Genomic DNA, 7740 nt, shown 5'->3' with positions numbered 1-7740 from the left:
CACCTGTTCCCATCCCGAACACAGAAGTTAAGCACTTTAGCGGCGAGTATAGCTATGCTAGCCATAGTGAAATTAGCTCATTGCCAGGTAAACTTAGGATAATCATTCACTTGATTATCCTTTTTTTGTGTCTTAATGAGCATAAACTTGTTATAAATTGTTAATAAATGTTAACAAAGGTAAATAATGAAAGAAAATTGCCTAGATTGCTACAAAAATATGAAATGCTTGGTATAATTAGAGAGTGTATGATGGCATAAACTAAAAATATTATTTTGCTGATCTTACTACATGTTAAGGAGGAAAAGGAATGATTGAAATTAATGGATTGCGCAAAGTCTTTGATAATGGCTTTGAAGCATTGAAATCTGTAGATTTTTCTATTGAGGAGGGTGAGTTAGTTTGTTTGCTAGGCCCAAGTGGTTGTGGTAAAACAACAATCCTTAATCTAATTGCAGGTTTACTTGATCCTACAGCAGGAACAATAGTTAGAAATGGTGAGTCGATGGTTGAGAAACATCCGAAAGATCGTAACATTGGCTTTGTGTTTCAAAACTATGCACTTTATCCGCATATGACAGTCTTAGAAAATGTTATGTTTCCCTTAACTGTCGGTAAGAAAAAAATGCCTAAAGATGAGGCAGAAAAAATAGCTCGTAAATTCATGGAATTGACAAGTATCGAAGATCTCGATAATAAGAAACCTGCAACAATGTCTGGAGGGCAACAGCAACGAGTCGCAATTACAAGAGCGCTTGTTCAAAATCCAAGTGTTTTGTTGTTAGATGAACCATTGAGTAATCTTGATGCTCGACTACGTTTACAAATAAGAGAAGAAATCAGAAAATTAGTTAAAGATGTTGGTATTACGACTGTATTTGTAACCCATGACCAGGAAGAAGCTTTGTCAATTAGCGACAAGATTGTTTTAATGGATGAAGGCGTTATTCAACAACACGACGACCCTCAAAATTTATATTTAGAACCAAATAATTTATTTGTTGCGAAATTTATTGGTAATCCAGTGATTAATATTTTACCAATTACAGTTGAGGGTAATAAAATTGTTTCAAAACATTTTGAATTTGAGCGTAGTAACTTAAAAACAGATCGTTTTAAAACTGAATTAAAGGATGGAACTTATTTATTAGGTGTTCGACCTGAAGATGTATTAGTTGTTGATAAGGATTCCTTATTTGATGTAAGTGTACGAAGTGTTGAGCTTATTGGTCGTGATAGAATAGTTAATTTTGATTTAGGTGATATTAAAACTAAATCAATTGTGAAAATAGAAAATGAAATCAACGAAAATGATCAAATTAAATGTGATTTTAATTATGAGAGAGTGTTTATTTTTGAAGAGACAGGAGAGCGAGTTTATTAATGAAACCTTTGCGACGTTACAGTGCTGAGAACGAACCAAAGGCTTGGTTATTCTTGTTACCGGCACTTATAATTATTGCTGTTTTCAATATTTATCCATTATTTAAATCGTTTACCATGTCCTTTCAATCCGGTTCACTATTAAATCAACAATTTGCTGGATTATCAAATTATCAAACAGTCTTAAGTGATCCAGTATTTCATAAAGCGATGAAAAACACAGCTATTTACGCTTTTATGGTGGTTCCAATCGCTTTAGTTATTTCATTATTGTTAGCGTGGTTAGTATTTGAAAAAATAAAGTTCAAAGGATTTTTTGAAACTGTATATTTTATTCCTTATGTTACAAGTACAGTTGCCATAGGGATCGTATTCCGTTATTTCTTTAATACTAATTATGGTATTATTAATTATTTCTTAGCTTTATTTGGATTAGCACCGATTAATTGGTTGAATAGTATAGAGATGAGTATTCCAACGTTAATCATCTTTGGGGTTTGGTCTGGCCTAGCCTTTAATATTATTATTTTATTAGCAGGACTTAGAAATATTGATCCAGAGCATTACAAAATTGCGGATATGTTTGGTGCATTGAATTGGGAAAAATTTAGTCGGATTACTTTACCGCAATTAATTCCTACAGTTACTTTTTTATTAACTGTTAACTTTATTGGTGCTTTTAAAGTCTATGGTCAAGTTTATGCCTTGTTTGGAGGGACTGCCGGTATTGCGAATAGTGCAAGTACTGCGGTGTTCTATATCTATGATAAATTCCATATCGCAGGCCGACCTGGAATTGCAATGGCAGCCACTGTAATTTTATTCTTGTTAATCTTATTATTTACATTTATTCAAAACAAAATCATTGCAAAGGTGGAGAAGTAATATGAAAAAAATTGTTCAAGTATTTTCGGTAGCATTTGTTATTCTATTTGCTGCAATTACTTTATTTCCATTCATCTATATGATCCTTGCTGGGTTGATGACATATCAAGAAGCAACAAGTATTCCACCAACTTTTATTCCTGAAGTTTTTCAATTTAGTAATTATATGACAGTTTTTGATAAAGCACCGTTTGTTCGTTATTTCTTTAATACAGTTTTTGTATCATTAATTACGACTCTTTCAACATTAGTGACTGCAATACTAGCAAGCTTTGCTTTGGTCAAATTAGAGTTTAAGTATAAAAATATTATATTAGTGGTATTGATCTCGTTATTAATGGTTCCCTATGAATCAATCGTCTTTACAAATTATCAAACGATTGCACGTCTAGGTTTAATTAATACGTATACTGCTTTGATTATTCCTTCATTAACAAGTATATTTTATATTTACTATTTACAAAATTATTTAAAGAGTATCCCAATTTCATACTATAAAGCTGCGAAAATTGATGGAGCGACTGATTTGGAATTTATCAAACGCATTATGATACCATTAGCTAAACCAGCCTTGGTTACAGTAGGTATTCTTAGTTTTATTTCAGGATGGAATTCCTTTTTATGGCCTTTACTCGTAACGAATGAAAAGAAATTTAGGTTATTAAATAATGGGTTGACTGCTTTTACAACTGAGAGTGGTAATGATGTTCACTTACAAATGGCTGCAGCAACCTTAACGATTATTCCAATATTATTAGTGTACTTTAAGTTTAGAAAAGAAATTATAAGAGGAGTGGCAAAAAATGGTGTTAAAGGATAAAAAAACAAAAATCACATTTCACAGTGGGATACTTACAATTGGTGGGACTGTGATTGAAGTTGAATATGATGGGGCACGTATCTTCTTTGATTTTGGAACAGAGTTTAAGCCAGAATTAAATTTGAAAGATGAGCGTTTACAAACATTGATAGAGCATCGATTAGTTCCTCATTTAGACAGTGTTTATGATTCTAGATTAAATTATAATTATCCTCATGAGAGCCAAGGCCCTTTCAAAGATACGGCAGTATTTCTTAGTCATGTGCATTTAGATCATACACGAATGGTGAATTACTTGGATCCAAGTATTCCAATGTATGCATTGAAAGAAACGAAATTGCTTTTAGAAAGTTTGAATGCTAATAACGACTTTATTTTACCACTGTATGACGTAAGTGAAGGGTTTACTCGCGATATAATTCCTTGTAACAATAAGGAACACATTAAAGTAGGAGAAATTGATGTTGAATTGTTAAGAGTGGATCATGATGCTTATGGAGCTTGTGGTTTATTAATCAAAACTCCAGACTTGTTTGTCGCTTATACAGGTGATTTACGTCTTCATGGATTTGATAGAAATGATTCACTTGAATTTGTTAATCAGGCGAAAGGGGCAGACATCGTAATTATAGAAGGTGTTTCAATTAGCTTCCCTGAAAGACCAGTAGACCCAAGTGCACCAAAGATTGAGAGTGAACAAGATCTTTTGGACCATATTGTGCAAGTTGTGAATGATAACCCAGACAAACAACTTACGTTTAACTGTTATCCAGCAAATGTCAAACGGATGAAAGAGATTGTTGAACAGAGTCCACGTCAAGTGGTCATGGAGGCTTCTTTTGCTCATATTCTGAAGGAGTGTTTGGATATTGATGTAGCATATTATGGTAATGATGATGCTTATCAGTTAAACAAAAAATTAAAAAAAGATTACAATGAATTAATTGCAGATGATCATAAATATCTATGGCAAGTGGTAGACAAATTTGAAAATCTTAAAGGAGGTGGTGTCTATATCCATAGTGATGCAACACCGTTAGGCGATTTTGATCCGGCATATCAACCGTTTTTGGAAACATTAAAAAACCAAGATGTTGAATTTATTCGTCTAGCTTGTTCAGGCCATGCGAAGGTTGAAGATCTTAATAAGATTGTTGATTTAATTGAAGCTAAAGTTTTAGTTCCAATTCATTCACTGCGACCAGAACTTTTAGAAAATCCGCATGGAAAGCGTTATTTACCAGAAAGAGGAAGTACAATTTAGAGGAGGCATTTTTCATAAATGAAAAAAACAAGTAAATTTATTATAGTTTTATTATTAGTTTTTGCATTAGTAGGATGTAGTGGTAAGGGTAAAGATGAGCCAACAGAAGTTGTTTTCTGGCATGCAATGAATGGTGCTCAAGAAGAAACATTGACACGTTTTGCAGAAGGTTTTATGGAAGAAAATAAAGATATAAAGATTACTTTACAAAATCAAGGGAAATATAATGACTTACAAGCTAAATTAAATTCAACATTTATTTCACCTAAAGATTTACCAACAATTACCCAAGCATATCCAAACTGGTTATGGGATGCAGCTAAAGAAGGTTTATTAGTGGATATGGGACCAATTGTAAAAGGAATTGAAAACTCAGATGATATTAACAAAGACATGTTAGGTGCAAGTGTTATTGAAGGCGTTCAATACGGTATTCCATTTAACAAATCTGTTGAAGTGTTATATTATAATGCAGATATGCTGACTGAATATGGTGTTGAAGTTCCAACAACAATGGAAGAACTTGCAACAGCTTCAAAAACAATCTTTGAAAAATCAGAAGGAAAAGTAGTTGGAGCAGGATTTGACTCTCTAAATAATTATTATGCAATTGGAATGAAAAACGCAGGTGTTGATTTCAATAAGGATTTAGACGTAACTGGCCAAGAAAGTGAAGATGTTGTTAACTTCTACTTTGAAGGTGTAAAAGAAGGTTACTTCAAAATGGCAAACTCAGGTGAGTACTTGTCAACAGATTTAGGTGGTGAAGTATTGGCGATGAACATTGGTTCAATTGCTGGTGAATCACACGTTGCTAAAGCAGCTGAAGGTAAGTTTGAGTTTGGAATTTCAAATAGACCATCAGAAATCAATTTATCACAAGGTACAGATATTTATATGTTTAAAGAAGCTACAGAAGCAGAACAAGCTGCAGCAGCTAAATTTATTGAATACTTAGTATCAGGAGATGTTCAATTAGATTGGGCACTTTCAACAGGGTATATTCCAGTAAGAAACTCAGTGATTGCTGATGAAAAATATTCAGCAACAGACAAGAGTAAAGCACCACATATTGTGGGTGATGCTACAGAGAAAATGTTCACAATTCCTGTTATCGAAAATGCTGATCCAGCATATAACTTGGGTCGAGATATGATGAGTGAAGTTCTTGCAGATAAAAATACAGATGTTAAGAAAGTCTTAGCGGATTATCAAACAAAAATGCAAGCTGCATGGAATCAATAAAGTAGTATAAATATTAAAGAGATTTTAAAAGCCAAAGTTCTCAATTGAGAAACCTTGGCTTTTTTGTTAAATTTTTACTGTGATGTTATTTTTGTGATTAATGACGACTTCGGGATTCTTTTTGAAATAATTCGCGATGGTGTCAACCATTTCTTCTTGGATTTCTTGAACGGTTTCACTTTCAGCAACCATGTGGAAATTACCTCCGCCCATTGCACGGTAGTTATTAACAACCATTTTATAATGATCATTATCATTTAGAGGCTTTCCATTAAAGAACACATCTGATATTCTTTCACCAATAGGATTGCCAACATTAATTGTATAGTCTATGCCATCTAGCATATCATAGTTATAATGTTGTGGTTTTGGTTCGACATAAGCTGGGTTCGGAACTATTTTGTTACCATCAACAACAAAGTAGATAGCGTTGAATTCAAGCATTTCTTTGATTGCTTTGCCTGTCATTGATTTAACGACTAGAGTGTTAGGATAAATGTAAGTGCTAACCAAGTCGCGCATTGTAATTTCTTGATTAAAACCTGAAGCATTATTGAATAATGCTACGGAACTGATATCTGCTCCGCTTCGATCTAATTGAATTTGGTTTAATAAAGAAACAATTGGGTGTTTATTGATACGTGCATCTAATTCATCAGCAATTGTAACAGGACCATCTTTTAATGTGCCAATCTTTTGGTCAAGCCATGTTTGAACTCTTTGTTCAATCTCTTGATATGGAACTAGGAATGATTCGTCTACGGGATATTTTGCAACTTCGTGAATTTTTGCGTTGCTTTCGCCATTTTCTAAATCTAAATCTATGGTTACAAACTCTTGACCTTTAAAGGTTGATTGTGTCACAAGCACACCATTGACTCTTTTCACAAAAGTTCGGTGTTGATGTCCGGTTATTAAGATATCAAGTCCTTCGATATCGGTGAGTTGATAACCTTCGTTTTCTCCGGTTAATCGCTCTGTTGGTGTACCAGTGTCAGGATCTCGTTCTAATCCTCCATGGTACATAGCGATGATATAGTCGACATCATTGCGTAAACGTTTGACTTCACTTTCTAAATGATCGTAAGCTGAAAAGAATTCCATGCCTTCAATATGATTGGGTCTTTCCCATTTAGGGATATATTGTGTTAATAAACCAATCAGTGCAATTTTCTTTCCATCTTTTTCAATGATTTGTGTTTGTCCTGGTGCTTTGCCGTCAATTGTTAGATTCGATGTCAACAAGGGCGCTTTAGTTTCCTTGATGAATTTTTCTAAAATTGGTCGACCATAATTAAAATCATGGTTGCCTAAGTTTATATAATCGTAATCTAAAGTATTGAATGCTTGAGCGATTGGGTTCATATACTCATTAGGATGTTCGTGAGCAAAGGTTGTTAGAGGAGTTCCTTGAAATGAATCTCCATTGTCTAAGAGTATAATTTCACCTTGTTCTCGATAAGTTTGAATTGCAGTACTAATTCTAGCAAGTCCGTAGTCTTCTACATTGTCTCTTGATGTGTAGTTGGTTGGAAAAATATTTCCATGAATATCTGTTGTTACAAATAATTTTACTTTCATTTTATCACCTGGATAAATTATATCAAAGTATTTCAATAAAGGATATGAAGTCGATAGATTGTATTAAAATTTTGGCTTAGATATACTTATCATTGAGGTGATAGAGATGGATACCTATAAATTATCCAAAATAAAAGATCAAATTTTAATACAAAGTCGGATGAATAAAAAGCAGGCTGAAATATTAAGTGTAGATATATACAAAGATGTTGACTGGGATATGGAATACAATTATGAAAATATCGTTAATAATAGATTAAGAGCGTTGGGTTTATTGAGGACACAAGTACAAAAAGAATGTAAAATAAGGCGCAAATCAGGTATGTAATGCTGATAATGGGTTAATAAAAAAATAAAGTATAATTAATTACTAAATAGAGTTGACAAGGGAGTATGTGGATGGTATTATAATCAAGCGTTGACCGGGAAACGGAGCGCAGCAATGGTCTTTGAAAACTGAACAGGAAACGTCAATTTCAAACAGAAATAGATAACAAAAATAAAACAATAACTCGTCAGAGTTATTCATGAGAAAGAATCAAATGAAGAGTTTGATCCTGGC

7 protein-coding genes and 1 rRNA gene are annotated in these 7740 nt (G+C 33.3%); 7 read left to right on the top strand and 1 reads right to left on the bottom strand.

The window, feature by feature from the left end; genetic code table 11:
• From rrf to GVV10_RS09300, 6 genes are all read left to right on the top strand, one after another.
• Positions 1–89 (top strand): 5S ribosomal RNA (gene rrf, locus GVV10_RS09325); the annotation flags it as partial.
• Positions 90–310: 221 nt separating this feature from the next.
• Entirely contained in the window at positions 311–1384 is a 1074-nt protein-coding gene (locus tag GVV10_RS09320; protein WP_159521980.1) for an ABC transporter ATP-binding protein, read from the top strand.
• Entirely contained in the window at positions 1384–2268 is an 885-nt protein-coding gene (locus GVV10_RS09315) for a carbohydrate ABC transporter permease (RefSeq protein WP_159521977.1), read from the top strand. The genes GVV10_RS09320 and GVV10_RS09315 overlap by 1 nt, the downstream gene beginning before the upstream one ends.
• A 1-nt stretch (position 2269) precedes the next feature.
• Entirely contained in the window at positions 2270–3088 is an 819-nt protein-coding gene (locus tag GVV10_RS09310) for a carbohydrate ABC transporter permease (RefSeq protein ID WP_159521975.1), read from the top strand.
• A complete protein-coding gene (locus GVV10_RS09305) occupies positions 3072–4352 on the top strand; it encodes an MBL fold metallo-hydrolase (protein WP_159521973.1) in 1281 nt (426 codons plus the stop codon). The genes GVV10_RS09310 and GVV10_RS09305 overlap by 17 nt, the downstream gene beginning before the upstream one ends.
• 18 nt (positions 4353–4370) lie before the next feature.
• A complete protein-coding gene (locus GVV10_RS09300; RefSeq protein ID WP_159521971.1) occupies positions 4371–5597 on the top strand; it encodes an extracellular solute-binding protein in 1227 nt (408 codons plus the stop codon).
• 66 nt (positions 5598–5663) lie between these two features.
• On the opposite strand, the gene GVV10_RS09295 is transcribed toward GVV10_RS09300, so the two are convergent.
• Positions 5664–7178, bottom strand: coding sequence for a bifunctional metallophosphatase/5'-nucleotidase (locus GVV10_RS09295; protein WP_159521969.1), 1515 nt, complete (start codon positions 7176–7178; stop codon positions 5664–5666).
• A 106-nt stretch (positions 7179–7284) separates the two neighbouring features.
• On the opposite strand from GVV10_RS09295, the gene GVV10_RS09290 reads away from it, so the two are divergent.
• Positions 7285–7506, top strand: a complete 222-nt coding sequence (locus tag GVV10_RS09290) for a hypothetical protein (protein WP_159521967.1) — start codon at positions 7285–7287, stop codon at positions 7504–7506.
• Positions 7507–7740 lie beyond the last annotated feature (234 nt).

Origin of the sequence: Erysipelothrix urinaevulpis, assembly GCF_009828835.1 — a bacterium.
GTDB lineage: Bacteria > Bacillota_I > Bacilli_A > Erysipelotrichales > Erysipelotrichaceae > Erysipelothrix > Erysipelothrix urinaevulpis.
Note: the sequence above shows the minus strand (reverse complement) of the source record. Positions and strands in the feature narration are given on the sequence as shown.